Genomic DNA, 25,779 nt, shown 5'->3' with positions numbered 1-25,779 from the left:
GGATCAGTTGATCTTGGTGCCGTGGGCCTGCTGGTCGGCGTGGTAGGACGAACGCACCAGCGGACCCGAGGCGACGTTCTTGAAGCCCATCTTGGCGCCTTCCTCGGCGTACCAGGCGAAGGTATCCGGGTGGACGAAGCGCTGCACCGGCAGGTGGTTGCGCGAGGGCTGCAGGTACTGGCCGAGGGTCAGCATGTCGATCTCGTGCTCGCGCATGCGCTGCATGACCTCGATGACTTCCTCGTCGGTCTCGCCCAGGCCCAGCATCAGGCCGGACTTGGTCGGCACCTGGGGCACGCGCTTCTTGAAGTTCTGCAGCAGGTCCAGCGACCACTCGAAGTCCGAACCCGGGCGCGCGGCCTTGTACAGGCGCGGGACGGTCTCCAGGTTGTGGTTGAAGACATCCGGTGGCTCCTGCTCGGTGATGGCCAGGGCGACGTCCATGCGACCGCGATAGTCCGGCACCAGGGTCTCCAGCTGGATGCCGGGGGTCAGCTTGCGGATCTCGCGCAGGCAGTCGACGAAGTGCTGGGCACCGCCGTCGCGCAGGTCGTCGCGGTCCACCGAGGTGATGACCACGTACTTCAGGCCCAGGTCGGCGATGGCCACCGCCAGGTTCTTCGGCTCGTCCACGTCCAGCGGCTTCGGCCGGCCGTGGCCGACGTCGCAGAAGGGGCAGCGGCGGGTGCAGATGTCACCCATGATCATGAAGGTGGCGGTGCCGCCGGAGAAGCACTCGCCCAGGTTGGGGCAGGAGGCCTCCTCGCAGACACTGTGCAGCTTGTGCTTGCGCAGCAACTGCTTGATGCGCTCGACCTCGGGAGTGACCGGGATGCGCACGCGGATCCAGTCCGGCTTGCGCGGCAGCTCCTGGGTGGGAATGATCTTTACCGGGATGCGCGCGACCTTTTCGGCGCCGCGCAGCTTGACGCCGGCTTCCACCTTGCTGGGTCGGGCGGGCGGGGTAAGGGTCTGGACGCTGTCTTGTACTGTAGTGGTCATGTCAATCCGATTCCAGGGTGATCGGTTCGGGGTAGCCCAGGCGCAGACTCAGGTGACGGACCAGAGACTCGCGGACCTCGTCGAAAGCTAGTGGCCCGGTCACCAGATCGCGGAGCTGGGTCATGGCCAGGCCGGCATAACCGCAGGGGTTGATCCGGCGGAAGGGTGCCAGATCCATGTCAACGTTGAGCGCCAGGCCGTGGAAGGACCGGCCATTGCGGATGCGCAGCCCGAGGGAGGCGATCTTGGCACCGTCCACGTAGACACCCGGCGCATCGGCCCGGGCCGCGGCCTGCACGCCCCAGTCGGCGAGCAGCGCGATCAGGCTGTCTTCCATGGCGCTGACCAATTCTCTCACGCCCAGGCCCTTGCGGCGAACATCCAGCAGCACATAGGCGATGAGCTGACCGGGGCCATGGTACGTGACCTGGCCGCCGCGATCGACCTGCACCACCGGAATGTCGCCCACGGCGAGCAGGTGCTCGGGCTTGCCGGCCTGCCCCTGGGTGAAGACCGCGGGGTGCTGCAGCAGCCAGAGTTCGTCGGGAGTGGCCGGGCCACGCGCGTCGGTGAAGCGGCGCATGGCTTCCAGGGTCGCCTCGTAGGGCCGCAGGCCCCAGCGGCGCACGCCCAGGCTGGCCGGGGCGGGAGTGGTCATCAGATCACCATGTGCACGCGGCCGGTGGCGCGCAGGTCCTGGTGGATGGCCTGCAGCTGGTCCACGCCGGTGGCGGTGATGAGCACCTGCACGGAGAGGAAACGGCCATTGCGACTGTCGCGGGTCACCAGGGTGCCGCGGTCCAGATCCGGCGCGTGGCGCTGGACGGTGTCGAGCACCAGTTCGGCGAAGTCGGCACCGGCATCGCCGATCACCTTGATGGGATAGCGCGGGCAGGGAAATTCGATCTTGGGGGGTTGAACGTCTTCGGTCATGCGGACTTCCAGGCCGACCCTTGTCGGCAGGGGGTGAAAGGCCCGCAGATGCGGGCCTTTGCAGGGTGACGGATCAGTTGAACAACCCGTAGAAGAACAGGCGAATGCTATCCCACAGGCGACGGAAGAGGCCACCCTCCTCGACCGCCTGCAGGGCGACCAGGTCGGCGGTGTGCACCACCTTGTCATCCAGCTTCACCTCGACCTTGCCGATCACCTGGCCCTGGGCGATGGGCGCGATCAGCTGCGGATTGAGCACCATCTCGGCGTGCAGCTTCTTGGCCTGGCCGCGCGGCAGGGTCATGGTCAGGTCGTTGGCCAGACCGGCCTGGACTTCGCGGGTGTCACCCTTCCATACCGGCGCCTTGGCCAGCTCGGTGCCCTTCTTGTAGAAGGACTGGGTCTCGAAGAAGCGGAAGCCGTAGGTCAGCAGCTTCTGGGTCTCGGCGGCGCGGGCCTGTTCGCTGTTGGTGCCGAACACCACGGCGACCAGCCGCATGCCGTCGCGCACGGCCGAGGCCACCAGGCAGTAGCCGGCTTCGTCGGTGTGGCCGGTTTTCAGGCCGTCGACGGTCTTGTCGCGCCACAGCAGCAGGTTGCGGTTGGGCTGCTTGATGTTGTTCCAGAAGAACTCCTTCTGGGAGTAGATGGCGTAGTGCTGGGCATCGGCGTTGATGATGGCGCGCGCCAGGATGGCCATGTCATGGGCCGAGGAATAGTGGTTCGGATCCGGCAGGCCGGTGGCGTCCATGAAGTGGGTGTTCTGCATGCCCAGCTTCTGCGCGGTGGTGTTCATCATGTCGGCGAAGGCGTCTTCGCTGCCGGCGATATGCTCGGCCAGGGCGACGCTGGCGTCGTTGCCGGACTGGATGATGATGCCGTGCAGCAGGTCGCCGACCGACACCTGGGTGCCGACCTTGATGAACATCCGCGAACCGCCGGTACGCCAGGCGTGCTCGCTGACGGTGACCATGTCCGATTCCTTGATGCGACCCCGGTTGATTTCCAGGGTGGCGATGTAGGCGGTCATCAGCTTGGTCAGGCTGGCCGGCGGCAGGCGCTGGTCGGAGTTGGATTCGGTGAGCACGGCGCCGCTGTTGGCATCCATGAGAATCCAGGCCTTGGCGGCCAGCTGGGGCGCCGCCGGAACCATTGTCTCGGCCGCCCAGACGGCCGGGACACAGGCGATCGTTACTAGGAGGAGCAGGCGTCGAGCGAGTTTTGCGATTGTCATCCGAATCTCTGAAAGGTTGGGGTATGGCAGGAGCAGCGGACCCAGACCGCTCGGTCCACGTCGATCCACGCGAGGTGGATCACGACGGCCGGGGCCGGCGACTGGGCGTCATGAAGCATCCCTGCTTCAATCCGGTTGCACGAGAGACGCCTGACCCAGGCGGGCCACACGTACGCTGTTCTGGAGCTGGGAGACCTCAGCCGGCTGGACCGGTCCGAGGCGGACCCGATGCAAGGTCTGCTGGTTGCGCACCGTCGAACTGATGAACACCGGGGCACCGGTCAGGTCGCTGAGCTTGTCCTTGAGCAATTCCGCAGCGTCCGGATTGGCGAAGGCCGCCACCTGCAGATAGAGCCCAGCGGCTGGGGCAGAAACGTTTTTTTTTGCGTCGACGGCCGCGGGCGTCACCGGCTCGGCATGCTGGTTGACCGGCGGCGTATAGGTCTCGATGGCGCCGAAGGTCTGGGTCTCGGTGGTCTTCTGGGCCACCGGCGCCTGGCGTGGCTGGGCCAGCACCATGGGCACCGCCTGGCCGCGCTGGGCCCAGTACTGCTGCGGATCGATGCCTTCGACACTGACCCGGGCAGTGCCGATCTCGGCATAGCCGAGTTTCTTGGCGGCGGCGAAGGACAGGTCGATGACCCGGTCGGAATAGAAGGGACCGCGGTCGTTGACGCGCAGGATCACGCTGCGGCCGTTGTCCAGGTTGGTGACCCGCACGTAGCTGGGCAGCGGCAGGGTCTTGTGGGCCGCGGTCATGCCGTAGAGGTCATAGGTCTCGCCGTTGGCGGTGGCCTGGCCGTGGAACTTGGTGCCGTACCAGGACGCGGTGCCGGTCACGCGGTAGTTGCGCGAATCGGTCAGCGGGAAATAGGTCTTGCCCAGCACGGTGTAGGGATTGTTCTTCAGCGGCCCGTTGTAGGGCATGGGCACGGCGTCGGGGATCCGGCTGACGTCCACGTCCCACCAGGGCGCGCCGTCGCGGTGCGGACGCAGGTAGCCGCCCGGCCCGGCCACGCCCTTGCTGGTCGGCTTGGGCGCCTGGCTGGAGCAGCTCACCAGCAGCAGGCCGAGGCCCAGGCAGCCGGCCAGGCGCGCCAGGGCAGTCAGGCGCATCACGGCTTGGCACCCTCGGCAGCATGGCGCTCGGCGATGGCGTTCGCCAGATCGGTCACCGCCATGGCGTACATGACGCTGCGGTTGTATCGGGTAATGGCGTAGAAATTGGGCAGGCCCATCCAGTACTCCGGTCCCTTGTCTCCGTCGAGGCGGAACGAGGTTACACGCAAATCGTCACGCAGGGCAGGGGCTTGGGCGTTCCAGCCCAGGGCGCGCAACTCGGCGACGCTCTTGACCGGCTCGATGCCGGCCACCACGCCCTCCTCCACCCGCTCGCCGCTGACCTGGGCGCGGATGGCGGTCGGCCCGCGACCGGACCAGCCGTGGCGCTTGAAGTAGTTGGCCACGCTGCCGATGGCATCGGTGGGATCGGACCAGATGTTGATGTGGCCGTCGCCGTCGAAATCCACCGCATAGGCACGGAAGCTGCCCGGCATGAATTGCGGCAGGCCCATGGCGCCGGCATAGGAGCCGGTGAGACTGAGCGGATCGACCTGCTGTTCGCGGGCCAGCAGCAGGAATTCGCGCAACTGGCTGCGGAAGAAGGGCGCGCGTGGCGGATAGTCGAAGGCCAGGGTCGAGAGCGCATCCAGCACCCGGTAGTTGCCGGTGTTGCGACCGTAGAAGGTTTCCACGCCGATGATGGCGACGATGAACTGGGCCGGCACGTCGTATTCGCGCTCGGCGCGGGCCAGGGCTTCTTCGTGGGCCTTCCAGAAGTCGACGCCCTGGGCGATGCGCCGATCGGTGATGAAGATGGGCCGGTATTCGCTCCAGGGCTTTACCCGCTCGGCCGGTCGCGAGATGGCGTCGAGGATGGCCTGCTTGCGCTCGACCTCGCCGAACAGCGCCTGCAGCTGTTCCGGGGCGAAGCCATAGCTCTGGCTCATCTCGGCGATGAAGTCGCGTGTCAGCGGTGCCGCGTCGTAGTCACCCGCGACGACGCCGGTCGTCACGCCCATCGCACCCGCGAGCCCGAGGCTCAGCAGGCAGCGATGCATCCATCCCATTGTCGGCATCTAACCCTTCTTTGTTGCGTGTTAAACCTGGGCGATCCACTTGCGGTGCGTGTGGATCGACATCAAGACTCCGAACCCGGTGAACAAGGTGACCACCGAGGTGCCGCCATAGCTGATGAATGGCAGCGGTACGCCCACTACGGGCAGGAGGCCGCTGACCATGCCGATGTTGACGAAGACATAGACGAAAAACGTCATGGTCACGCCGCCGGCGAGCAATTTGCCGAACAACGTCTGGGCCTGCACCGTGATGGTCAGCCCGCGACCGATGAGCAGCAGATAGAGCACCAGCAGCAGGCAGACGCCGACCATGCCGAACTCTTCGCCGAGGACGGCAATGATAAAGTCCGTGTGACTTTCCGGCAAAAAATCCAGATGAGACTGGGTACCCAGCAGCCAGCCCTTGCCGAACACCCCACCCGAGCCGATGGCGGCCTTGGACTGGATGATGTTCCAGCCGGCGCCCAGCGGATCCATCTCCGGATCGAGGAAGGTCAGGATCCGGCGCTTCTGGTAGTCGTGCAGGACAAAGAACCACATGGCCACCGCCATGGGTACCGCGGCGCTCACCGCGCCGATCAGCCAGCGCCACTGCAGGCCGCCGACGAACAGCACGAAGCCGCCCGAGGCCAGTACCAGCATGGCGGTGCCGAGGTCGGGCTGGTCGAGGATGAGCACGAAGGGCACCACCACCAGCGACAGGCTGATCAGGCTGTGCTTGAAGTTCGGCGGCAGGCTGCGCTTGGACAGGTACCAGGCCATCATCATGGGCATCAGCAGCTTCATGAATTCCGACGGCTGGAAGCGGATGACCCCGGGAATGTTGATCCAGCGGGTGGCGCCCATGGCGTTGTGGCCCATGACGTCCACCACCACCAGCAGGGCCACGCCGATCACATAGCCCAGGGGTACCCAGCGCGCCATGAAGCGCGGTTCGAGCTGGGCGACGACGGCCATGGCCACCAGGCCGAGGCCAAAGGAGGTGGCCTGCTTGAACAGCAGGTCGAGATTGCGCCCACCGGCGGAATAGAGGACGAACAGTCCGGTCGCCCCCAGCATCACCAGCAGGATCAGCAGCGGGCCATCGATGTGCAGGCGCTGCAGCAGGGTGGCGCGCCGCTTCATCACGTCCCCTTCGGGGATGGTGCGATCGAAGTTGGGAGCAAGACTCATGGCTGCACCTTGGTCGCGGCGGCGGTCGCCCCGGCGGTAGTCGGCTTGGCGTACTCGGCCTTGAGACGGCCCTGGTCATCGAGCAGCCAGGCGTCCAGCACCTGACGCGCGACCGGTCCGGCCACGGCGCCACCCGACTCCCCGTTCTCGACCATCACCGCCACGGCGATCTGCGGATTGTCCACCGGGGCGAAGGCGACGAACAGGGCGTGGTCGCGGTGGCGCTCCTTGAGCGCCGCCGAGTTGTACTTCTCGTTCTGGCGGATGGCGACCACCTGGGCGGTACCGCTCTTGCCGGCGATGCGGTACTGGGCGCCGACGTTGAGCTTGTGGGCGGTGCCGCGCGGATTCTGCACCACCATCTCCATGCCGTGGATGGCGCGATCCCAGTAGCTCGGATCCTTGAGTTCGATGTCGGGCATGGGATTGGGGTCCGCCGGCGGCTGACCGTCGAGGGTCCGGGCCAGGTGCGGACGGATCCATTGGCCATGGCTGGCGATCAGCGAGGTGACCTGAGCCAGTTGCAGCGGAGTCACCTGCATGTAGCCCTGGCCGATCCCGAGGATCAGCGTCTCGCCGGGGAACCAGGCCTGGCGGCGGGTGGCACGCTTCCATTGCCGCGACGGCATCAGCCCCGGCGCTTCCTCGAACATGTCCAGGGCGACCTTCTGGCCGAGGCCGAACTTGCCCATGTACTCGGAGAGCCGATCGATGCCGATCTTGTGGGCGAGGTCGTAGAAGTAGGTGTCGTTGGACCTCATCAGGGCCGTATCCATGTCCACGTAGCCGTCGCCACCATGGTTCCAGTTACGGTACTTGTGATCGTAGTTGGGCAGCTCGTAGTAGCCCGGATCGAAGACCTTCGCCTGGGGCGTGGTGGCGCCGCTGTCGAGACCGGCGATGGCCACCGCCGGCTTGATGGTCGAGCCGGGCGGATAGAGGCCACGCAGCACCCGGTTGTAGAGCGGGCGATCGATGGAGTCGCGCAGCTCGGAATATTCCTTGAAGCTGATCCCGGTGACGAAGGGATTGGGGTCGTAGCTCGGCTGGCTGACCATGGCCAGCACCTCGCCGGTCTTGGGCTGGATGGCGACGATCGCGCCACGGCGCCCGCCCAGGGCGGCTTCGGCGGCGGCCTGCAGGCGCGAATCGATGGTCAGGACGATGTCCTTGCCCGGCTTGGGGTCGGTGCGATTAAGCACCCGCAGCACCCGACCGCGGGCGTTGGTCTCCACCTCCTCGTAGCCCACCTCGCCGTGCAGCTCGGGCTCGTAGAAGCGCTCCACGCCGGTCTTGCCGATGTGGTGGGTGCCGCTGTAGTTGACCGGATCCAGGCGCTTGAGCTCCTGTTCGTTGATCCGGCCGACATAGCCCACCGAGTGGGCAAAGTGCTCGCCCATGGGATAGTGGCGCACCAGTTGTGCCGTCACCTCGACCCCGGGCAGGCGGAACTGGTTGACGGCGATCTTGGCGATCTGCTCCTCGGTCAGCTCGAACAGCACCGGCACCGGTTCGAAGGGACGCCGGCCCTGCTTCATGCGCTTCTCGAAGAGTTCGCGGTCTTCCTCGGTCAAACCCAGCACCTGCACCAGGGTATCGAGGGTCTGCCGCCAGTTGTCGGCCCGCTCGCGGGTGATGGTCAGGCTGAAGCTGGGGCGGTTGTCGGCGACGATGATGCCGTTGCGGTCGTAGATCAGGCCGCGGGTGGGCGGGATCGGCTGGACATGGACCCGGTTGTTTTCCGACAGGGTCGAGTGGTAGTCGTGCTGGATGACCTGCAGGTAGTACATGCGCGCCACCAGTACGCAGGCGAGCACGAGAAAGAGCACTGCCCCGACCGTCACGCGGGCGCGGACGAGCTGGGCGTCTTTCTCGTGGTCCTTGAGGCGTATGGGTTGCGACATCGCAGGTACGGACTACTTGTGATACGGATGGCCGGCCAGTACGGTCCAGGCGCGGTAGAGCTGCTCACCGACGAGGATGCGCACCAGCGGATGCGGCAGGGTCAGCGGCGAGAGCGACCAGCGCTGTTCACTGCGCGCCTGCACCTCGGGAGCGAGCCCCTCGGGACCGCCGACCATGAGGTCGACGGTGCGGGCTTCCAGGCGCCACTGCTGGAGTGTTTCAGCCAGTTGCTCGGTGCTCCAGGGCTTGCCGGTGACCTCCAGGGTCACCACGCGCTCGCCCGGTTGGACCTTGGCCAGCATGGCCTCACCCTCCTGGCGGATCAGCCGGGCGACGTCGGCGTTCTTGCCACGGGTCTGCAGCGGGATCTCGACGAGCTCCAGCGGCAGTTCCGGCGGCAGACGCTTGACGTACTCGTGCCAGCCCTCTTCGACCCAGCGCGGCATGCGCGAGCCGACGGCGATGAGACGCAGGCGCACCGGCGTTATTCGCCGTGGGCGGCGCGGCTCTGCTCGGCACCGCGCCAGAGGCGCTCGAGGTCATAGAACTCGCGGGTGGTCGGCAGCATCACGTGGACGACCACGTCGCCCAGGTCCAGCAGCGCCCATTCGCCGCCTTCCAGGCCTTCGCTGCCCAGCGGGCGCACGCCCTGCTGCTTGACCTTTTCCAGCACGTTGTCGGCCAGCGACTTGACGTGGCGGCTGGAGGTGCCGCTGGCGATGACCATGATGTCGGTCACGCTGGTCTTTTCACGTACGTCCAGGGAAATGATGTCCTGGGCCTTCATGTCTTCCAGGGCGGCGATGGCCACCTGGACGAGTTGTTCGCTTTGCATGGTGTAGCTCTTACCTCGGTTCGGAGGACGCCGGATAGAGGCCGTGCGTCCGGATGTAGTCAAGCACGGCATCGGGCACCAGGAAGCGGATGGACTTCCCGGTGGCCAAGAGGCCGCGGATCTGGGTGGCGGACACCGCGAGCGGGTTCTGCCAGACAAAGGTGATCTGCCCGCCCGGCCCCTTCAGGGCCTGGGGATCGGGCTGACTGCGCGCTGCCAGGAAATCGCGCAATTCCTGGCAGGGCTCGCTGTCGGCGTCGGGTCGTTGCAGGACCAGGATGTGGCACAGCTCCAGCAATTCGCGCCAGCGGTGCCAGCCCGGCAGGCCGCAGAAGGCGTCCCAACCCAGCATGAGCAACAGCTGCACCTCATCGCCGAGTTCGACGCGCAGGCTTTCCAGGGTCTCTATGGTATAGGAGTGGCGCGTCCGGCGCAGTTCCCGGTCATCGACCACCAGGGTCGCGACGTCGGCCACCGCCAGGCGCACCATCGCCAGCCGATCCTCGGCGGAGACGCTGGGCGCCTCGCGATGGGGCGGCCGGGCGCTGGGGATCAGCCGCAGTTCGTCCAGCGCCAGTGCCTCGGCCACCTCCAGCGCCGCGCGCAGGTGGCCGATGTGCACGGGATCGAAGGTACCGCCGAACAAGCCGATGCGGGTGGGCAGGCTGCTCATCAGCTACGGACGTGACCGTCGCCGAAGACCACGTATTTCTCGCTGGTCAGTCCTTCCAGGCCCACCGGCCCGCGGGCGTGCAGCTTGTCGGTGGAGATGCCGATCTCGGCGCCCAGGCCGTATTCGAAGCCGTCGGCGAAGCGTGTGGAGGCATTGACCATCACCGACGCCGAATCGACCTCGGTCAGGAAACGCCGGGCGTCGCTGAAATTCTCGGTGACGATGGCATCGGTATGCTGCGAGCCATAGGCATTGATGTGCTCGATGGCCGCCTCGAGGCCGTCCACCACCCGGATGGACAGGATCGGTGCGTTGTATTCGGTGCGCCAGTCTGCTTCGCTGGCCAGCAGGACGTCGGTGCCGAGCAGCGCTCGGGTCCGCTCGCAGCCGCGCAGCTCCACCTGCTTGTCGCGATAGATGGCGGCCAGGGGCGGCAACACCCGCTCGGCGATGGCCGCATGGACCAGCAGCGTCTCCATGGTGTTGCAGGGCGCATAGCGCTGGGTCTTGGCGTTGTCGGCGATGCGAATGGCCTTGTCGATATCGGCGGCGCGGTCGATATAGACGTGGCAGATACCGTCCAGGTGCTTGATCACCGGTACCCGGGCATCGCGGCTGATGCGTTCGATCAGGCTCTTGCCCCCACGCGGCACGATGACGTCGACGTATTCGGGCATGGTGATCAGGGCGCCTACCGCAGCGCGATCGGTGGTTTCCACCACCTGGACCAGCTCGGCCGGCAGCTCGGCTTCGGCCAGACCGGCCTGGATGCAGGCGGCGATGGCCTGGTTGGAATGAATGGCCTCGGAGCCACCGCGCAGGATGGTGGCATTGCCGGACTTGAGGCAGAGACTGGCGGCATCGATGGTCACATTGGGGCGCGACTCGTAGATGATGCCGATGACGCCCAGCGGCACGCGCATCTTGCCCAGCTGGATGCCGGAGGGCACATACCTCATGTCGCGGATCTCGCCGATGGGATCGGGCAGGGTCGCCACCTGGCGCAGACCTTCGATCATGTCGTCGATGCGCTGGGGCGTCAGCGCCAGGCGATCCAGCATGGCCGGTTCCAGACCGTTGGCGCGCGCGGCGGCCAGGTCCTGCTCATTGGCAGCAGTCAGCTCGGCACGGCGAGCGTCCAGCGCGGCGGCTGCCGCGAGCAAGGCGCGGTTCTTCTGGGCGGTGCTCGCCCGGGCGGCGACCCGCGACGCAGCACGGGCAGCCTGGCCAAGACGGGTCATGTAGGCGGAGACGGACTCGGTCATGGTCGGCGGCCTGCGAAAGACGGTGGGAAAGCCGCAGAGTATAGCGTCGCCGGGCCCTGCGCGGCCAGCGCCGAGGGGCCTGGCCGTGGCATTCGCCTGCTCGATTTGGTTGACTCGCCACGGCCTGTCGGGAATCATCCGCGGCTGTATTTGCCGTTCAGCTTGCGTTCAGCTATTCCCTAATAGCCGAAATCGTTCCAGCTCTGCGCCAGGTGCTGCAGCGACGCCTACCAGCCTTCACGGAAAGAACCATGCCCAAGCACCTCACCTTGTCCCTTGGTCTGCTCGCCCTGCTGATCCATGCCGACGCGACCTGGGCCGCCGCTGCCGATGCCGCGCCGACCGCGGCCGTCGTCCAGGCGCTGGAAGCCCAGCTGAAGAAGACGCCCCAGGATCCGGATGCCCTGGGCAAGCTGGGCAGTGCCCGCCTGGCGCAGCAGCGCTGGACCGATGCCGAGCAGTTGCTGACCCAGGCGGTGCAGAAAGGCGGCAAGACCTGGCAGCCGGCGCTGGACGAGGCGCGCTACCACCACCTGCTGGAACGTGCCCACGCGGCCGAGAACAAGCGCGAGCTGGACCAGGCGCGGAATCTCAGCGTGGAAGCCATCCGCCTGAAGCCCGAGGCGGTCGAGGCGCAGCTGTTCCTCGCCGGCATCCAGAGCCAGAAGCGCCAATGGGAGCTGGCCGAGGCCACCTACCGCCAGGTGCTGATGCGCGAGCCGGCCAACGTCGATGCCTACTATGGGCGCATCGCCGCGCTCAACGAGCTGGGCCGCACCGAAGAAGCCCTGCAACTCACCAAGAATCTGCAGCCGAGCGCCAAGAACCAGGTCAAGGGCCTGGATCGCCTGCGCGCCGGCCAGGCCATGCAGGAAGCCGAAGCCGCCGAAGCGCGGGGCGACCTGCAGGGTGCCTCGCGCCTGCTGGAACAGGCGCGCCAGGAGTCTCCTGAGGATCCCTGGCTGCGCCTGGCCCAGGCCCGCCTGGAAGTCCGCCAGGGCCGGCCGCGCGCCGCCCGCGACCTGGTGGACAGCCTGGTCAAGGATGGCGCCCAGCGCCCCGAGGTGCTCTATGCCAGCGCCCTGCTGTCCAACGAACTGGGTGAATACCCGCGTGCCATGCAGACCCTGATGCGCATTCCCCAGGCGCAGCGTTCGCCGGACATGAACGCCCTGGCCGCCCGCATCACCTTCAACGAACAACTGGCCGAGACCGTGGCCCTGGCCAAGCAGGGTCGTCGCGAGGAAGCGCGCAGCCTGATGCAGCGCCTGGAAGCCCGCGCCGGCCGCAACCCGGATCTGATCGGCGACCTGGCCGAAGCCTTCGCCACCGCCGGCGATCCCGAGCACGGCCTGGCCCTGCTCAAGCCGATGATCAGCGGCGATACCCGTCCGGCGCCCGCCATGCAGCTGCACTACGCCAGCATCCAGCTGCAGCTGAACCAGGACCAGACCGTGGGCAACGTCCTGCGCGACCTGCAGGGCGTGGTGCTCGACAGCGGCGAGAAGCAGCAGTACGACGACCTCCTCGCCCGCTACCGCATCCGTCAGGCCGATCGCCTCACCGACCAGGGCAAGCTGGCCGCCGCCTACGACACCCTGGCACCGGCGCTCAAGGCCCGTCCCGACGACAAGGCCGCCCAGGCCGCCCTGGCGCGCATGTACCTGGCCAGCGGCGACACCCAGAAGGCCCGCCAGCTCTATCGCGACGTGCTCAGCGACCAGCCGAAGGACGCCGAACTCTATCTGGGCGCCGCCGAAATCGCCGCCAAGTCCCAGGACAGCGTCACCGCCCGCCAGTACCTGGACCAGGCGGTCAAGCTCGGCCAGAGCGATCCCCAGGTGCTGCGCCGCGCCGCCCTGCTCTACCGCGACATCGGCATGGCCGGCACCGCGACCGGCCTGCTGGAACAGGTGGTGCAGGTGGAGCGCAAGGATCGCGAATCCGCGGCCCGCGCCGCCGGCGCCAGCGACAATCCCTTCGCCACCCTGCCCGGCCAGAGCCGCAGCGATGACGCCCTGGCGGCCGTTCCTGCCGCCGTGGGCGGCAGTGCAGGCAATGCCGACTACGCCTGGAGCGATCCGCTGCAGGCGCAGAAGGCGGCCAACAACCCTTTCAGCGACCTGTCCGTGGTGCCCGCCCGCAGCCTGTCGAGCAGCCTGGCCACCGAGCAGATCCTCGGCCAGCTGCAGCGCGAGCGCAGCATCCGCATCACCCAGGGCCTGAGCGTACGCAGCTACGACCCCAGTGGCACCTCGCGCCAGACCACCGTCAGCGCGCCGCTGGAGATCTCCTTCCCCGCCGGCGACCAGCGCCTGGCCGTGCGCGTCACCCCGACGCGGATCAACGACAGCAGCAGCGACGGTAGCCAGAAGGAAAACGGCGTGGCGGCATCCATCGCCGTGGAAAACGCCGGGCGCGGGCTCAAGGGCGACATCGGCGTCTCGCCGGTGGGCCTGAGATACAGCACCGTGGTCGGCGGCGCGACCCTGGAACGGCCGCTGAGCAGCCTCAGCGAGAACCTGCTCTATGCCCTGAGCGTGTCGCGGCGTTCGGTGACCGATTCCCTGGCTTCCTACGGCGGCATCCGCGATCCACGCACCGGCCAGGAGTGGGGCGGCGTCACCGCCAACGGCGGCCTGGCGCGACTGAGATACGACGACGGTCGCTACGGCTCCTACATCTACGGCGCGGCCCATCGCCTGACCGGCCACGACGTCAAGGACAACGACCGCTTCGAGATCGGCACCGGCGTCTACTACTACCTGCGCAATGGCCCGGACAGCCTGTTCACCGTGGGCCTCTCGGCCACCTCGATCGGCTACGACAACAACCAGAACCACCTGACCTACGGTCATGGCGGCTACTTCAGCCCGCAGCGCTACTTCGCCATCGGCGTGCCCCTGGTGTGGGCGCAGCGGGGCGATCTCTGGGCCTATCAGGTGCAGGGCATGCTGGGCGTGCAGACCATTCGCCAGGACGCCGCGGATCGCTATCCGGACGACGCTGCCCTGCAGGCAGCCGCAGAAGCCGCCGGCGAAGGCCAGTACGGCAGCAAGAGCAAGACCGGAGTGGCCTACAGCCTTTCGGCCAATGGCGAGTACCGCCTCAGTGGGCAGTTCGCCCTCGGCGGTCGCCTGGGTATGGACAATGCCCAGGACGAGCGCGACGTCAACGGCAACCTCTACCTGCGCTACTTCTTCGAAGAGCAGGAAGGCCGACCGCAACTCTCGCGGCCACAGCCCTACCGTTCGCGCAACGAGGAATAAGGAAAAAGGCCCGCACCCGCGGGCCTTTTTCTTGGTCTGCAGACGTCGGCCAGCCACCCTCCCGCCTTCCGACAAACCCCGCCACAGTTATTGGCCTGGGAAATTTCCGAGCGCGATTTACAATCCCCCGGCCCCGAGGCGTTGCGTCTCGATCCGCGTCCTTGAGGCAACCAAGGCTTTCCCCATGGGTCTGAGGACGCAACCCCCAGCCTCCAGGAAGCCTTTCGATGACGGAACTGCTAGACGGCCTGACCCAGTGGATCAACCAGCACCACCAGTGGCTGGGCGTGGCCATCTTCATCATCTCCTTTCTCGAGTGCCTGGCCATGGCCGGGCTGGTGGTACCCGGCACGGTGATCCTGTTCGCCGTGGCCATCGCCGCCGGCAATGGCGCGCTCAATCTCTTCGATACCCTGCTGCTGGGCTTTCTCGGCGGCATCCTCGGCGACGCAATGTCCTATTTCATCGGTCGGCGCTTCCATGAAGGCATCCGCCGCCTGCCCGGACTGCGCACCCATCCGGAATGGATCGGCTCGGCCGAAGGCTTCATCCACAGATACGGCGTGGCCAGTCTGCTGGTGGGTCGCTTCATCGGCCCACTGCGCCCGCTGCTGCCGCTGATCGCCGGCATGCTCGACATGCCCCTGGTCAAATTCGTCAGCGTCAGCCTGGTGGCCGCCGCCGGCTGGTCCATCGCCTATCTCGGCCCGGGCTGGGTGACCGGCGCCGCCTTCCGCCTGCCGCTGCCGGAAGGCTTCTGGCAACAAGCCGGCATCGTCTTCGGTGGCGCGGCGGTGCTGCTGACGGTGGTGGCCCACGGCGCCTGGCGCGAGCGCGCCGGCACCACACTGATCAGCGGCGCCCTCTGCCTGGCCGGGCTGCTGGCCCTGCTGTTCGGCTGGCACCACCTGCGCGCCTTCGACGAAGGCCTGATGGCGCTGGTCCAGGAGCATCGCGAAGGCTGGCTCAACCTGGTCGCCGTGGTCATCACCCGCATGGGTGATTTCCGTACCCAGCTGATCCTTGCCGCCGTGCTGATCCTGGTGCTCGCCGCCTACCGCCAGTGGCGCCCACTGCTGTTCACCCTGGGCACCACCCTGGGGACCGCCCTGGCCAACGGCCAGTTGAAGAATCTGCTGGCCCGCGCGCGCCCCGACGTGCTCGCCGAGCCGCTGACCACCTACAGCCTGCCCAGCGGCCACAGCTCGGCCTCCTTCGCCTTCTTCCTGACCCTGGGCATCCTCGTCGGCCGCCGCTACGGTCCGCGCGGGCGCCTCGCCTGGCTGGTGATCGCCGCCCTGCCGGCGGTGCTCATCGCCCTCAGCCGTGTCTACCTGGGCGTGCACTGGCCCACCGATATCCTCGCCGGTGCCCTGCTCGCCGGCGGTTTCTGCGGTCTGAGCCTAGCGCTGTTGCAGAAGACCGGCGGTAATCGCCTGGAGCCGATACCGACGCGGACCTGGTGGGTGCTCCTGCCGCTGGTGGTGCTGGTGCTGGCCTTCGCCGCCGGCTGGGCCCTGCCAGAGGCCATCGCGCGCTATGCACCCCGGCTGTAAGGCCGCCGCGAACCAAAAAATCCAGTCAGGGTCCTGCAGTTCCGCCTCCCTTGTGGTCTGAACGCCTGGAATGGCAGAAGTCGCCGGGGGAGGCACGAAAGATGGCAGCGCAGCTTGCCGACTGGAACGAACTGGACTTTCTCGCCGGCGGCGGCGAGATGGGCGCCCGGTTGCGCACTCACGACTGGTCGGACTCGCCCCTGGGCCCGCCGTCGCAGTGGCCGCAATCGCTGCGCTCGGCACTGAGCATCTGCCTGAACTCCAGCTTTCCCACCGCCATCTACTGGGGCCCCGACCTCCTGCTGCTCTACAACGACGCCTGGGCCCCGATTCCCGCGGAACGGCACCCCTGGGCCCTCGGACGTCCCGCCCAGGAGGTCTGGCAAGACATCTGGCCGGTGGTCGGACCGCAATTCGGGCAGGTCCTGAGCACCGGCCAGGGCTTCTCGGTGTTCGACCAGTTGCTGCCGATGATGCGTCAGGGCGTGGTCAGCGAGACCTATTGGAACTACAGCTTCACCCCGATCCGCGGTGAAGGCGGCGAAATCGCCGGGATCTTCAACCAGGGCCACGAGACCACCCAGCGCATCCTCGACGAGCGCCGTCGCGCCGCCGATGCCGCGCGTCAGCGGCGGATGTTCGAGCAGGCGCCCGGCTTCGTCGCCATCGTGCGGGGGCCGGACCACGTCTTCGACTTCGTCAATGTCGCCTACAGCCGCCTGTTCGATGGCCGGCCCCGCGAAGGCCTAACGGTGCGCGAAGTCTTTCCCGAATTGCAGAATCAGGGCTATTTCGAGTGGCTGGAGCAGGTCTATCGCAGTGGTCGCCGCTTCGTCGCCGAGCACCAGCCCCTGCGCCTGGAGACCGCGGGCGAACCGGTCCGTACCCTGTACCTGGATTTCATCTACGAACCCCTGACCGACGAAGCCGGCCAGGTGATCGGCATCTTCTGCCAGGGGCAGGACGTCACCGAAGCCCATCTGGCCCGGGCCGCCCTGGAAGCCAGCGAACGGCGCTTTCGTACCGCGCTGGAAATCGAGACGGTGGGCGCCCTCTGTTTCGATGCCGAGGGTCGGCTGATCGACGCCAATGACGCCTTCCTGCGCATGAGCGGCCATGACCGCGCGGATCTGGCTGCCGGACGTATCGCCTGGCCCGCACCGCTGCTGCCACGCGCCGACGCTCAGGTGCCGCCCGAGGAGCGCTGCTATCGGCGCCGCGACGGCTCGACCGGCTGGGCCCTGGTGGCCGCCAAGCGCCTGCCCGATGGCAGCGCCTTCGAATTCCTGGTCGACATCAGCGACCGCAAGCAGGCCGAAGCCGAGTTGCGCGAGGAAACCCGCACCCTGGAGGCCCTCAAGCGCATCGATACGGAACTGGCCAGCGAGCTGGAGCTGGCGCATCTGGTGCAGACCGTGACCGATGCGGGGGTGGAGCTGACCGGTGCCCGCTTCGGTGCCTATTTCAGTCATCAGGTCGACGACGGTGGCGGTTGCCTGCGGCTCTTCACCCTCTCCGGCGCCGAGCGCGCCGATTTCGCGCGCCTCGGCGAACCCGGCGCCACGGCCATGTTCGCCCCGACCCTGCAGAACGCGGGCGTGGTGCGTGCCGACGATGTGGCTACCGATCCGCGCTATGGCCAGTCCGTACCGCACCGGGGCCTGCCACCCGGACACCTGCCGGTGCGCAGCTATCTCGCCGTCTCCGTGGTGGCCCGCGATGGGCGAGTGCTGGGTGGCCTCTTCTTCGGCCATCCCGAACCGGGGCGCTTCAACGTCCGTCACGAACGCTTGATGGCAGCCCTGGCCGCTCGCGCGGCCATCGCCATCGAGCAGGCCCAGTTGTTCCAGGCGGTGCGTACCGCCAACGAGACCCTCGAACAGCGCGTCATCGAACGCACCGCCGAGCTGACCCAAGCGCAGCAGGCGCTGCACCAGGCGCAGAAGATGGAAGCCATCGGCCAGCTGACCGGCGGCATCGCCCATGACTTCAACAACCTGCTGGCCGGCATCATCGGCAGCCTGGAGCTGATCGAGCGTCGCCTGCAGCAGAGCCGTACCGACCAGCTCGACCGGCTGCTCGGTGGCGCCCAGGCCTACGCCGCACGCGCCGCCTCCCTGACCCAGCGCCTGCTGGCCTTTTCGCGGCGGCAGACGCTAGAACCCAGGCCGACCAACATCAACGAGCTGATGCTGGCCATGGAAGAGCTGATCCGCCGCAGCGTCGGCCCGGCGATCGAGGTCCAGGCCGAGCCGGCGGAGCCGCTCTGGCCGACGGTGATCGATGCGGTGCAACTGGAAAGCGCCCTGCTCAACCTGGCGATCAATGCCCGGGACGCCATGCCCCAGGGGGGGCAGCTGCGGTTGTCCACGGCCAATCTACCCGAGGACGCGCCCGAGCGACCGGACGACCTGCCTGCCGGAGACTATGTGCGGGTCAAGGTGAGGGACACCGGTACCGGCATCGCGCCGGAGATCCTGGAGCGGATCTTCGATCCCTTCTTCACCACCAAGCCGCCGGGTCAGGGCACCGGATTGGGCCTGTCCATGGTGCACGGCTTCGTGCACCAGTCGGGAGGCGAGATCCAGGTCGACACCAGGCCTGGCGTGGGTACCTGCATCTCGCTCTATCTACCACGGGCGCCGGAGGGCGACGCCTGACAGCGCCGCTCAACCGACCTCAGAGGCCGGCGCCATGGGGCGTGGTGCCGCCCTTCATCTGCGATTGCAGGTAGTTCTGCAGGCCGATCTTGTCGATCAGGCCCAGCTGCTGCTCCAGCCAGTAGGCGTGGTCTTCCTCGGTGTCTTCCAGCTGCACCACCAGGATCTCGCGGGTCACGAAGTCCTTGTGCAGGTTGCACAGGGCCACGCCCTGGGCCAGGGCTTCCCGCACCTCGTACTCCAGCGCCAGGTCGGCGCGCAGCATCTCCGGCACGGTCTGGCCGACGGTGATGGCGTTGGGGCGCATGTCCGGTGTGCCTTCGAGGAAGAGGATGCGGCGCAGCAGCGCATCGGCGTGCTGGGTTTCCTCTTCCATCTCGTGGCCGATCCGCTCGTACAGGCGCATCAGGCCCCAGTCCTCGTACATCCGCGAGTGGATGAAGTACTGGTCGCGCGCCGCCAGCTCGCCGCGCAGCAGCTGGTTGAGGTAGTTGATGACGTCCGGATGGCCTTGCATGAAAAGAGTCCTGTGCTGTTCAGTGCCCAGTTTAGCGCGCTGGCGCCCACAGGACGCCGTTCATCGCCCGACCACTGGGGCCGTTCGTCTCATCGCAGCGCTAATCGTTCTGCTTCACGATCAGCTTAGCCAGGGCGGTGGTGGCTCTTCGCGCACGCTCGGCTCGTCCTGCTCGCGGCGAGCCGCCTGCCGTCGCTCTTCGTCACGCCGCGCCGCCTCGATCTCGCGCATCACCGCATGGACGTCGGCCTGGTCTTCACGCTCGGCGAATTCGCCGGTCAGGCGTGTATTGGCGAACAGCTCGCCCTTCTCGAACAGCGCCCACATCTCCGGCGCATAGCGAGTCGTGCGCAACTCAGGGGCGAAGCGACCGAAGTACAGCGCCATGTTCTCCACATCCCGCGCCAGCAGGCGGAAGGCGTGGTTGTTGCCAGCGGCGTCCACGGCCTGGGGCAGATCGATGATCACCGGGCCGTCCTCGGCCAGCAGCACGTTGAATTCGGAAAGGTCGCCGTGGACCAGCCCGGCGCAGAGCATGCGCACGATCTGGCCGATCATCAGCTCGTGGTAGCGCAGTGCTTCCTCGGCGGTGAGGGTCACGTCGTTGAGCCGAGGCGCCGCCTCGCCATTGCCGTCGGTGACCAGGTCCATCAGCAGCACGCCATCGAGGAAGTCATGGGGCTTGGGTACCCGTACCCCCGCGTCGGCCAGGCGATAGAGCGCCGTCACCTCGGCGTTCTGCCAGTTGTCCTCGCGCTCGCGGCGACCGAACTTGGAGCCCTTGGCCATGGCGCGGTTTTCCCGACTGCCACGGACCTTGCGCCCCTCCTGGTACTCGGCGGCCTGGCGGAAGCTACGCTTGTCGGCCTCCTTGTAGACCTTGGCGCAGCGTACCTGGCTGCCGCAGCGCACCACGTAGACCGCCGCTTCCTTGCCACTCATCAGGGGCCGTATCACCTCATCGACCAAGCCGTCCTCGATCAGCGGCTCGATGCGTTTGGGAGTTTTCATCGCCAGTTCCAGCTCCTTCTTGTCGGTCGTCTCAGGGGACGTGTGAGGCAAGTTTCAAGCCAGACGCCGAGAAAGGGAAGTCGGCGTTGCCCGGAGCGTCTGTCCACAATCTCGCGAGCTAGCGCCAAACAAGACGAAAACGCCCGAGGAGGCGGAATTTACGAGCGGTGAATGCATTTCGACCGGGCGGGCGACCCCAGGCGTTTTCAACGCCGTCTGGCCAACCCGCAGCCGATTATGAACAGGCTCTGAAGGTGCGACTCACCGTAGCGGACAAGATTCCTCGGCCGTGACCGGCTGCGCCTTCAACCAGAGAAGAAAGCGAGGAAACGCCGCCATTCGGCCTGGGCGACGGCCAGTTCCACCGGGGCGAAACGCACCTCGTGGTGGGGCGGGCACTGGGCCAGGCGCGCCAGGTCCAGGGGATGGATGAAGCCTAGCAGCGGATAACCGCCCATGGTCTGGCGATCGGCCATGAGCACGATGGGCTGGCCATCGGGCGGCACCTGGATGGCACCGGTCACCACCCCCAGCGACCACTGGCGGCGTGGCGGCGCCAGGGGTACGTCCCCGGCCAGGCGGATGCCCATGCGATCGGATTGCGGGCTGATCCGCCAGGACTGCGCGCAGAGCGCCTGCTGCGCCGCCGGTCCGAAGGCCTCGGCGTCGCCGCCAAGGATCACCCTCAGGGTCGGCACCTCGCGATAGTCCGGCACGAAGCGCGCCGCCGGCCCGCACCGGTGGGCATGCAGCTCGGCCACAGGCGCACAGCCCAGCCGCTGCCCGGCTGCCAAGGGCGCGCCCCTGCCCTCCAGCCCGCCCAGGCCTTCGCGTCTATTGCTGGCCACGCTACCCAGGGTCGCCGGCGCCTGGAAACCGCCACCGGCGGCGGCCAGATAGGCGCGCTGCCCGGCCTGGGCGAACCCTAGGCGCAGTCGCATGCCGGCTTTTACCGGAAAGCACGACCAGGGTGGCAAGGGTTCACCGTCCAGCTGGGCGTCCAGCGGCGCGCCGGTCAGCGCCAGCCAGGTGTCGGTCGCGACCTCGAATTCGGCACCGCCCAGGGCGATCTCCAGCAGCGGCGCCGTCATCGGATTATCCACCAGGCGATTGGCCCAGCGCGCGGCATGACCGTCCATGGACCCCGAAGGGGCCACGCCCAGGTGCTGCCAGCCCTGGCGGCCAAGATCCTGCAGCAGGGTCAGTGGACCGGGCTTGATGACCTTGAGACCGCTCATGGCTGACCTCCCTGGGCACGAAAGGCGGCTTCGTCGACGGGCACGAAGCGCACCCGGTCTCCTGGCGCCAGCAGGCACGGCGGCTCGGCCCGGGCATCGAAGACCGTCCACAGGCAGCGGCCGATGAGATTCCAGCCGCCCGGCGAGGCCTGCGGATAGACCGCGGTCTGGCGCTCGGCGATGGCCAGGCTGCCGGCGGGCACGCTGGTGCGCGGCGTGCTGCGCCGCGGCAGCGCCAGGCGCTCGTGCAGTTCGCCAAGAAAGGCGAAGCCCGGCATGAAGCCGATGGCGCCCACCTGATAGTCACGACCGCAGTGCAGGGCGATGACCTCGCTCTCGCTCAGGCCACAGCGCTCGGCCACCTCGGCCAGATCGGGTCCGGCATAGAGGGTCGGCACCTGGTGCAGACGCCCGCCCTCGCCCGCCTGCGCGGCGCCCGGCCAGTCGGCCAGCAAGGGGTCGAGTCCGGCCTGCAGCTCGGCCAAGGTCAGTCGCAGGGGATCGTAGTGCACCAGCAGGCTGGTCCAGCCTGCCACCAGATCGGTCACCGCCGCGCCGAAGCGCTGACGAATCCGTTCGCCCAGGCGAGCGATGCGCGGGGGCAGCTCGGCATCGGGCTGTTCGGCCAGTTCGAGCAGCAGCGCCGCGACGCCGAAGGGTTTGCAGACGATCATAGGGCGTCCAGTGCCGCGCGCAGCCGGCGCAGCACCGCCAGGGATTCGGCATTGTCGCCATGCACGCAGAGGCTGTCGGCCTGTAGTCGCATGGGTTGGCCATCGAAGCCGGGAAAGTCTTCGCGCCGGGCGATGGCGACGGCCTGGGCGAGGATGCGTTCGGGATCGTGATGGACGGCGCCGACCTGGCCACGCGGGGCCAGGGAACCGTCGGCCAGATAGGCACGATCGGCGAAGGCTTCCAGCAGCAACGGCACCCCGGCGGCTTCGGCCAGCCGGCGCTCGCGGTCGTTGTCGGCCTTGGCCAGCACCATCAGCGGCAATCCCTGGCGATAGCGGGCGCAGGCGGAGAGCGCGGCGCTCAGCAGGGCATCGTCCTTGACCAAAGCGTTATAGAGGGCGCCATGGGGCTTCACGTACTCGACGCGCACGCCCGCGGCGCGGCAGAAGGCGTCCAGGGCGCCGATCTGGTAGAGGATCATGGCTTCCACCTCGGCCGGGGTGCAGGCCATGGGCCGCCGGCCGAAACCCACCAGATCGGGATAGGCCGGATGGGCGCCGATCTGCACGTCATTGGCCACCGCCAGGGTCACGGCGCGTTGCATGGTCAGGGGATCGGCGGCATGGAAGCCGCAGGCCAGGTTGGCCTGGTCGACCAGGGGAATGGCATGGGCATCGTCGCCCATGGACCAGGCACCGTAGCTTTCACCGGAATCGCAATTGAGCAGCAGGCGAGCGGGCATGACAGGATCCTCTGAGGAAGAGCTTCGAGTGTCGGAAAGCCAGGGCGCTGCTGTCCAACAAAAGATTCCAGGCGCTGGCGATAAGAAGGCGTTGAAACACCAGGGCTAGACCAGCACCGGCAAGGCGCGCTCAGGGCCCAGGCGCGCGCACCAATCGGCCACTACGGTCTGGCTCAGGGCCACCACCGCTTCGCTCAGCGCCAAGCCGGCGCCGCCATGCCAGCTGGCCTGGACATCGAAGGGCGGCGGTCCGGCCAGCGGCAAAGGCATGAGACTGCCGCGGGCCAATTCCTCGATCACCAGTGCCGGCGGCAGGGCGCCGATGCCGAAGCCCTCGCCCATCAGCTTGATGATGGCCGCCACCGAATTGATGCAGCAGACCCGCGGTTCGGCGATGCCCTCACGCTGCAAGAGGCCGAGGATGTCCTGGTGCGGGCGCGAATGGCGGGAAAAGGTGATCAGCCGCTCACCGGCCAGCTCCGCGAGACTCGCATAGGGTCGCGCCAGATGGCTGTCGCTGGCCACCAGCCAGCGTACCGGATAGCTGGCCAGGTGCAGATTGCGGATGCCCTCGGCGCGCAGCAGATCGGTCTGGAAGATCAGGTCGAGCTGACCCCGCGCCAGTTGCTCGGCCAGATTCAGCGCCGTGTCCGCGGTCAGCTCCAGCTCGATGGCCGGATAGGTCTGGGTGACCGCGGCGATCAGCTGGTCCAGCCAGCTGTGGATCACCGTATCCATCACCCCGATGCGCAGGCGGCCCTCCAGGGCCTGGCCATGGCCCAAGGCCTCGTGCAGCTCGCGCTGGGTGGCCAGCATTCGCTCGGCGTAGCCCAGTACCCGATGACCCTCGGCGGTCAGGCTCACGCCGCGGGAATCGCGCAGGAACAGTTGCACGCCCAGTTCGCTCTCCAGCACGGCGATGCGACTGGAGATGGCCGCCTGGGTGGTGGACAGCTTTTCCGCCGTCAGGCGGAAACTGCCCAGGCGGGCGACCCAGACGAAGGTATCGAGAAAGCGCAGATTCATGGAGACCTCGACAAGGCTATCCCGCCACTTTACCCCCACCGGCGGTCTTGTCTGCCCCGCTTTTCCCTATCGGCGGCGAACAGTTTTATTTGCTGGACGCCACCTCCACCGGCGGCGAAAGATGCCAGCCGGCGCCACGTCATAGGACGCCCGACAACAATAACGAGCCGTGCCACGGGCACTGCCTGGATCAGCCGAAGCCGCACGCGGCTTCCTACCGTCCGCCGCACCGTCTGCCCGGAGCGCGGTGGACCCGCTGGAGACATCCACCTATGCAAACCACCGTCAACCTCTGGCCGCTGCTGGGCGTGCTGGTCATCGTGGTCGGCTTCGTGCTGAGATTCAATCCGCTGCTGGTCGTCGCCCTGGCCGCCGTGGCCACCGGACTCGCCGCCCAGTTCAGCCCCGAGGCGCTGCTCGCCGCCATCGGCACCGGCTTCATCAAGGCGCGCGCCCTGCCGCTGATCATCCTGCTGCCGCTGGCGGTGATCGGCCTGCTCGAACGCCACGGCCTGCGCCTGCATGCGCAGAACTGGATCGCCCGCTTTCGCAACGCCACCGTCGGCCGCCTGCTGATCTTCTACCTGTTCGTCCGCGAGACCACCGCGGCCCTGGGTCTGACCAGCCTCGGTGGTCATCCGCAGATGGTCCGGCCGCTGCTGGCGCCCATGGCCGAAGGCACCGCCGAGAAACGCCATGGCCGCCTGCCCGAGGCCCTGCGCCAGCGGCTGCTGGCCTTTTGCGCCGCCACCGACAACGTCGGGCTGTTCTTTGGCGAGGACATCTTCGTCGCCTTTGGCGCCATCGCCCTGATGCATACCTTCCTGCTCGGCGCCGGACTCGATGTCGAACCCCTGCACATCGCCCTCTGGGGCATTCCCACCGCGCTCTGCGCCTTCTTCATCCATGCCCTGCGCCTGCACCGCTTCGATCGCCAGCTCTATCGCGAGCTGAGCGCGAGCAAGGAGGGCCAGCCATGATCCTGTCGATCCAGTACCTGTTCTGGCTGGCTGGCGCTATCCTGGCGCTGACCGCGGTCATGACCCTGGCCGATCGTCACCATCCCAAGCGCTGGACCAGCGGCCTGTTCTGGGGCCTGTTCAGCCTGGTCTTCCTGATCGGCGATCGCCTGCCGCCGGCCTGGGTGGGCGCCGGGGTGCTGCTGATGGCCGTGCTGGCCGGCTGCGGCGCGGTGGGCAGCGGTCACCACGCCAGTCGCCCCGAGCGCGAGACCCGCGCCAGCGCCGGCCGCCTGGGCAATCGCCTGTTCATTCCGGCCCTGGCCATTCCCGTGGTGACGGTGATCGGCAGCGTGCTGCTCAAGGACGTGCAGATCGCCGGCCTGCCCCTGCTCGATCCCAAGAACGTCACCTTCGTCTCCCTCGGCCTGGGCGCCCTGGTGGCCCTGGCGCTGGCCTGCTGGCTGACCCGTGACACCCCGATCCAGGCGATGCGCGAGTCGCGCCGCCTGACCGATGCCCTCGGCTGGTCGCTGGTACTGCCCCAGGCCCTGGCCATGCTGGGTCTGGTCTTCACCGACGCCGGCGTCGGCAAGGCGGTGGCGCACCTGGCCACCGCCTACGTGGCCCTCGACCTGCGCCTGGTGGCGGTGGTGGTCTATGTGGTGGGCATGGCCGCCTTCACCGTCATCATGGGCAACGGCTTCGCCGCCTTCCCGGTGATGACCGGCGGCATCGGCGTGCCGGTGCTGGTGGGCGTCTACCACGCCGATCCGGCGGTGATGGCCGCCATCGGCATGTTCTCCGGCTACTGCGGCACCCTGATGACGCCCATGGCGGCCAATTTCAACATCGTGCCGGCGGCCCTGCTGGAACTGGACGACAAGAACGCCGTGATCAAGGCCCAGGTCCCCACCGCCCTGGCGGTGCTGGCCTGCAACGTGGTGCTGCTCTATCTGCTGATGTGA

23 protein-coding genes are annotated in these 25,779 nt (G+C 67.5%); 5 read left to right on the top strand and 18 right to left on the bottom strand.

The window, feature by feature from the left end:
- Positions 1–3: 3 nt before the first annotated feature.
- The 12 genes from lipA to RCF34_RS07300 form a co-directional block, all read right to left on the bottom strand.
- Complete coding sequence (gene lipA / locus RCF34_RS07355; RefSeq protein ID WP_308707593.1) at positions 4–1,002, bottom strand: lipoyl synthase; 999 nt, start codon at positions 1,000–1,002, stop codon at positions 4–6.
- 1 nt (position 1,003) lies between these two features.
- Complete coding sequence (gene lipB, locus RCF34_RS07350) at positions 1,004–1,660, bottom strand: lipoyl(octanoyl) transferase LipB (protein ID WP_308707592.1); 657 nt, start codon at positions 1,658–1,660, stop codon at positions 1,004–1,006.
- A complete protein-coding gene (locus tag RCF34_RS07345) occupies positions 1,660–1,935 on the bottom strand; it encodes a DUF493 domain-containing protein (RefSeq protein ID WP_058762176.1) in 276 nt (91 codons plus the stop codon). Before RCF34_RS07345 ends, lipB begins: the two co-directional genes overlap by 1 nt.
- 73 nt (positions 1,936–2,008) lie before the next feature.
- Positions 2,009–3,169, bottom strand: a complete 1,161-nt coding sequence (locus tag RCF34_RS07340; RefSeq protein ID WP_308707591.1) for a D-alanyl-D-alanine carboxypeptidase family protein — start codon at positions 3,167–3,169, stop codon at positions 2,009–2,011.
- A gap of 126 nt (positions 3,170–3,295) precedes the next feature.
- Entirely contained in the window at positions 3,296–4,285 is a 990-nt protein-coding gene (locus RCF34_RS07335) for a septal ring lytic transglycosylase RlpA family protein (RefSeq protein WP_160923786.1), read from the bottom strand.
- The gene (gene mltB, locus RCF34_RS07330; protein WP_308707590.1) at positions 4,285–5,307 is read right to left on the bottom strand and encodes a lytic murein transglycosylase B; all 1,023 of its coding nucleotides are present in this window, start codon (positions 5,305–5,307) and stop codon (positions 4,285–4,287) included. Before mltB ends, RCF34_RS07335 begins: the two co-directional genes overlap by 1 nt.
- A 21-nt stretch (positions 5,308–5,328) precedes the next feature.
- A complete protein-coding gene (gene rodA, locus RCF34_RS07325) occupies positions 5,329–6,432 on the bottom strand; it encodes a rod shape-determining protein RodA (protein WP_308708249.1) in 1,104 nt (367 codons plus the stop codon).
- A 44-nt stretch (positions 6,433–6,476) separates the two neighbouring features.
- Positions 6,477–8,384, bottom strand: a complete 1,908-nt coding sequence (gene mrdA, locus RCF34_RS07320; RefSeq protein WP_308707589.1) for a penicillin-binding protein 2 — start codon at positions 8,382–8,384, stop codon at positions 6,477–6,479.
- Positions 8,385–8,396: 12 nt separating this feature from the next.
- Positions 8,397–8,864 (bottom strand): 23S rRNA (pseudouridine(1915)-N(3))-methyltransferase RlmH, encoded by a 468-nt coding sequence (gene rlmH, locus RCF34_RS07315; protein WP_308707588.1) that lies wholly within the window; start codon positions 8,862–8,864, stop codon positions 8,397–8,399.
- 5 nt (positions 8,865–8,869) lie between these two features.
- Positions 8,870–9,220 carry a ribosome silencing factor gene (rsfS, locus tag RCF34_RS07310; RefSeq protein WP_007159669.1) on the bottom strand — a complete coding sequence of 117 codons (351 nt, stop codon included), beginning with the start codon at positions 9,218–9,220 and terminating at the stop codon, positions 8,870–8,872.
- 10 nt (positions 9,221–9,230) lie between these two features.
- Positions 9,231–9,893, bottom strand: a complete 663-nt coding sequence (nadD, locus tag RCF34_RS07305) for a nicotinate-nucleotide adenylyltransferase (RefSeq protein WP_308707587.1) — start codon at positions 9,891–9,893, stop codon at positions 9,231–9,233.
- A complete protein-coding gene (locus tag RCF34_RS07300; RefSeq protein WP_308707586.1) occupies positions 9,893–11,158 on the bottom strand; it encodes a glutamate-5-semialdehyde dehydrogenase in 1,266 nt (421 codons plus the stop codon). The genes nadD and RCF34_RS07300 overlap by 1 nt, the downstream gene beginning before the upstream one ends.
- 251 nt (positions 11,159–11,409) lie before the next feature.
- On the opposite strand from RCF34_RS07300, the gene RCF34_RS07295 reads away from it, so the two are divergent.
- From RCF34_RS07295 to RCF34_RS07285, 3 genes are all read left to right on the top strand, one after another.
- Entirely contained in the window at positions 11,410–14,427 is a 3,018-nt protein-coding gene (locus RCF34_RS07295) for a cellulose synthase subunit BcsC-related outer membrane protein (RefSeq protein WP_308707585.1), read from the top strand.
- A gap of 227 nt (positions 14,428–14,654) precedes the next feature.
- Positions 14,655–15,983 (top strand): bifunctional DedA family/phosphatase PAP2 family protein, encoded by a 1,329-nt coding sequence (locus RCF34_RS07290; protein ID WP_308707584.1) that lies wholly within the window; start codon positions 14,655–14,657, stop codon positions 15,981–15,983.
- A 101-nt stretch (positions 15,984–16,084) separates the two neighbouring features.
- Positions 16,085–18,643, top strand: coding sequence for an ATP-binding protein (locus RCF34_RS07285; protein ID WP_308707582.1), 2,559 nt, complete (start codon positions 16,085–16,087; stop codon positions 18,641–18,643).
- Positions 18,644–18,662: 19 nt separating this feature from the next.
- Here the strand turns inward: RCF34_RS07285 and bfr are convergent, their stop codons facing one another.
- From bfr to RCF34_RS07255, 6 genes are all read right to left on the bottom strand, one after another.
- Positions 18,663–19,160, bottom strand: coding sequence for a bacterioferritin (bfr, locus tag RCF34_RS07280; protein WP_308707581.1), 498 nt, complete (start codon positions 19,158–19,160; stop codon positions 18,663–18,665).
- A 120-nt stretch (positions 19,161–19,280) separates the two neighbouring features.
- Entirely contained in the window at positions 19,281–20,171 is an 891-nt protein-coding gene (locus RCF34_RS07275; RefSeq protein ID WP_017642530.1) for a PA4780 family RIO1-like protein kinase, read from the bottom strand.
- 305 nt (positions 20,172–20,476) lie between these two features.
- On the bottom strand, positions 20,477–21,409 hold the full coding sequence (locus RCF34_RS07270) for a biotin-dependent carboxyltransferase family protein (protein WP_308707580.1): 933 nt from the start codon (positions 21,407–21,409) through the stop codon (positions 20,477–20,479).
- Positions 21,406–22,083, bottom strand: a complete 678-nt coding sequence (pxpB, locus tag RCF34_RS07265; RefSeq protein WP_308707579.1) for a 5-oxoprolinase subunit PxpB — start codon at positions 22,081–22,083, stop codon at positions 21,406–21,408. The genes RCF34_RS07270 and pxpB overlap by 4 nt, the downstream gene beginning before the upstream one ends.
- Complete coding sequence (locus RCF34_RS07260) at positions 22,080–22,826, bottom strand: 5-oxoprolinase subunit PxpA (RefSeq protein WP_308707578.1); 747 nt, start codon at positions 22,824–22,826, stop codon at positions 22,080–22,082. Before RCF34_RS07260 ends, pxpB begins: the two co-directional genes overlap by 4 nt.
- A 105-nt stretch (positions 22,827–22,931) precedes the next feature.
- Positions 22,932–23,852, bottom strand: a complete 921-nt coding sequence (locus tag RCF34_RS07255; protein ID WP_308707577.1) for a LysR family transcriptional regulator — start codon at positions 23,850–23,852, stop codon at positions 22,932–22,934.
- Between the two features lie 272 nt (positions 23,853–24,124).
- Between RCF34_RS07255 and RCF34_RS07250 the strand changes: the two genes are divergently transcribed.
- Both RCF34_RS07250 and RCF34_RS07245 read left to right on the top strand, forming a co-directional pair.
- Entirely contained in the window at positions 24,125–24,832 is a 708-nt protein-coding gene (locus RCF34_RS07250) for a 5-oxoproline transporter, DUF969 family subunit (protein WP_308707576.1), read from the top strand.
- The gene (locus RCF34_RS07245; protein WP_308707575.1) at positions 24,829–25,779 is read left to right on the top strand and encodes a DUF979 domain-containing protein; all 951 of its coding nucleotides are present in this window, start codon (positions 24,829–24,831) and stop codon (positions 25,777–25,779) included. The genes RCF34_RS07250 and RCF34_RS07245 overlap by 4 nt, the downstream gene beginning before the upstream one ends.

Origin of the sequence: Pseudomonas sp. 102515 (genome assembly GCF_031085165.1) — a bacterium.
Classification (GTDB): Bacteria; Pseudomonadota; Gammaproteobacteria; order Pseudomonadales; family Pseudomonadaceae; genus Chryseomonas.
This window is presented reverse-complemented; position numbering and strand designations above follow the sequence as displayed.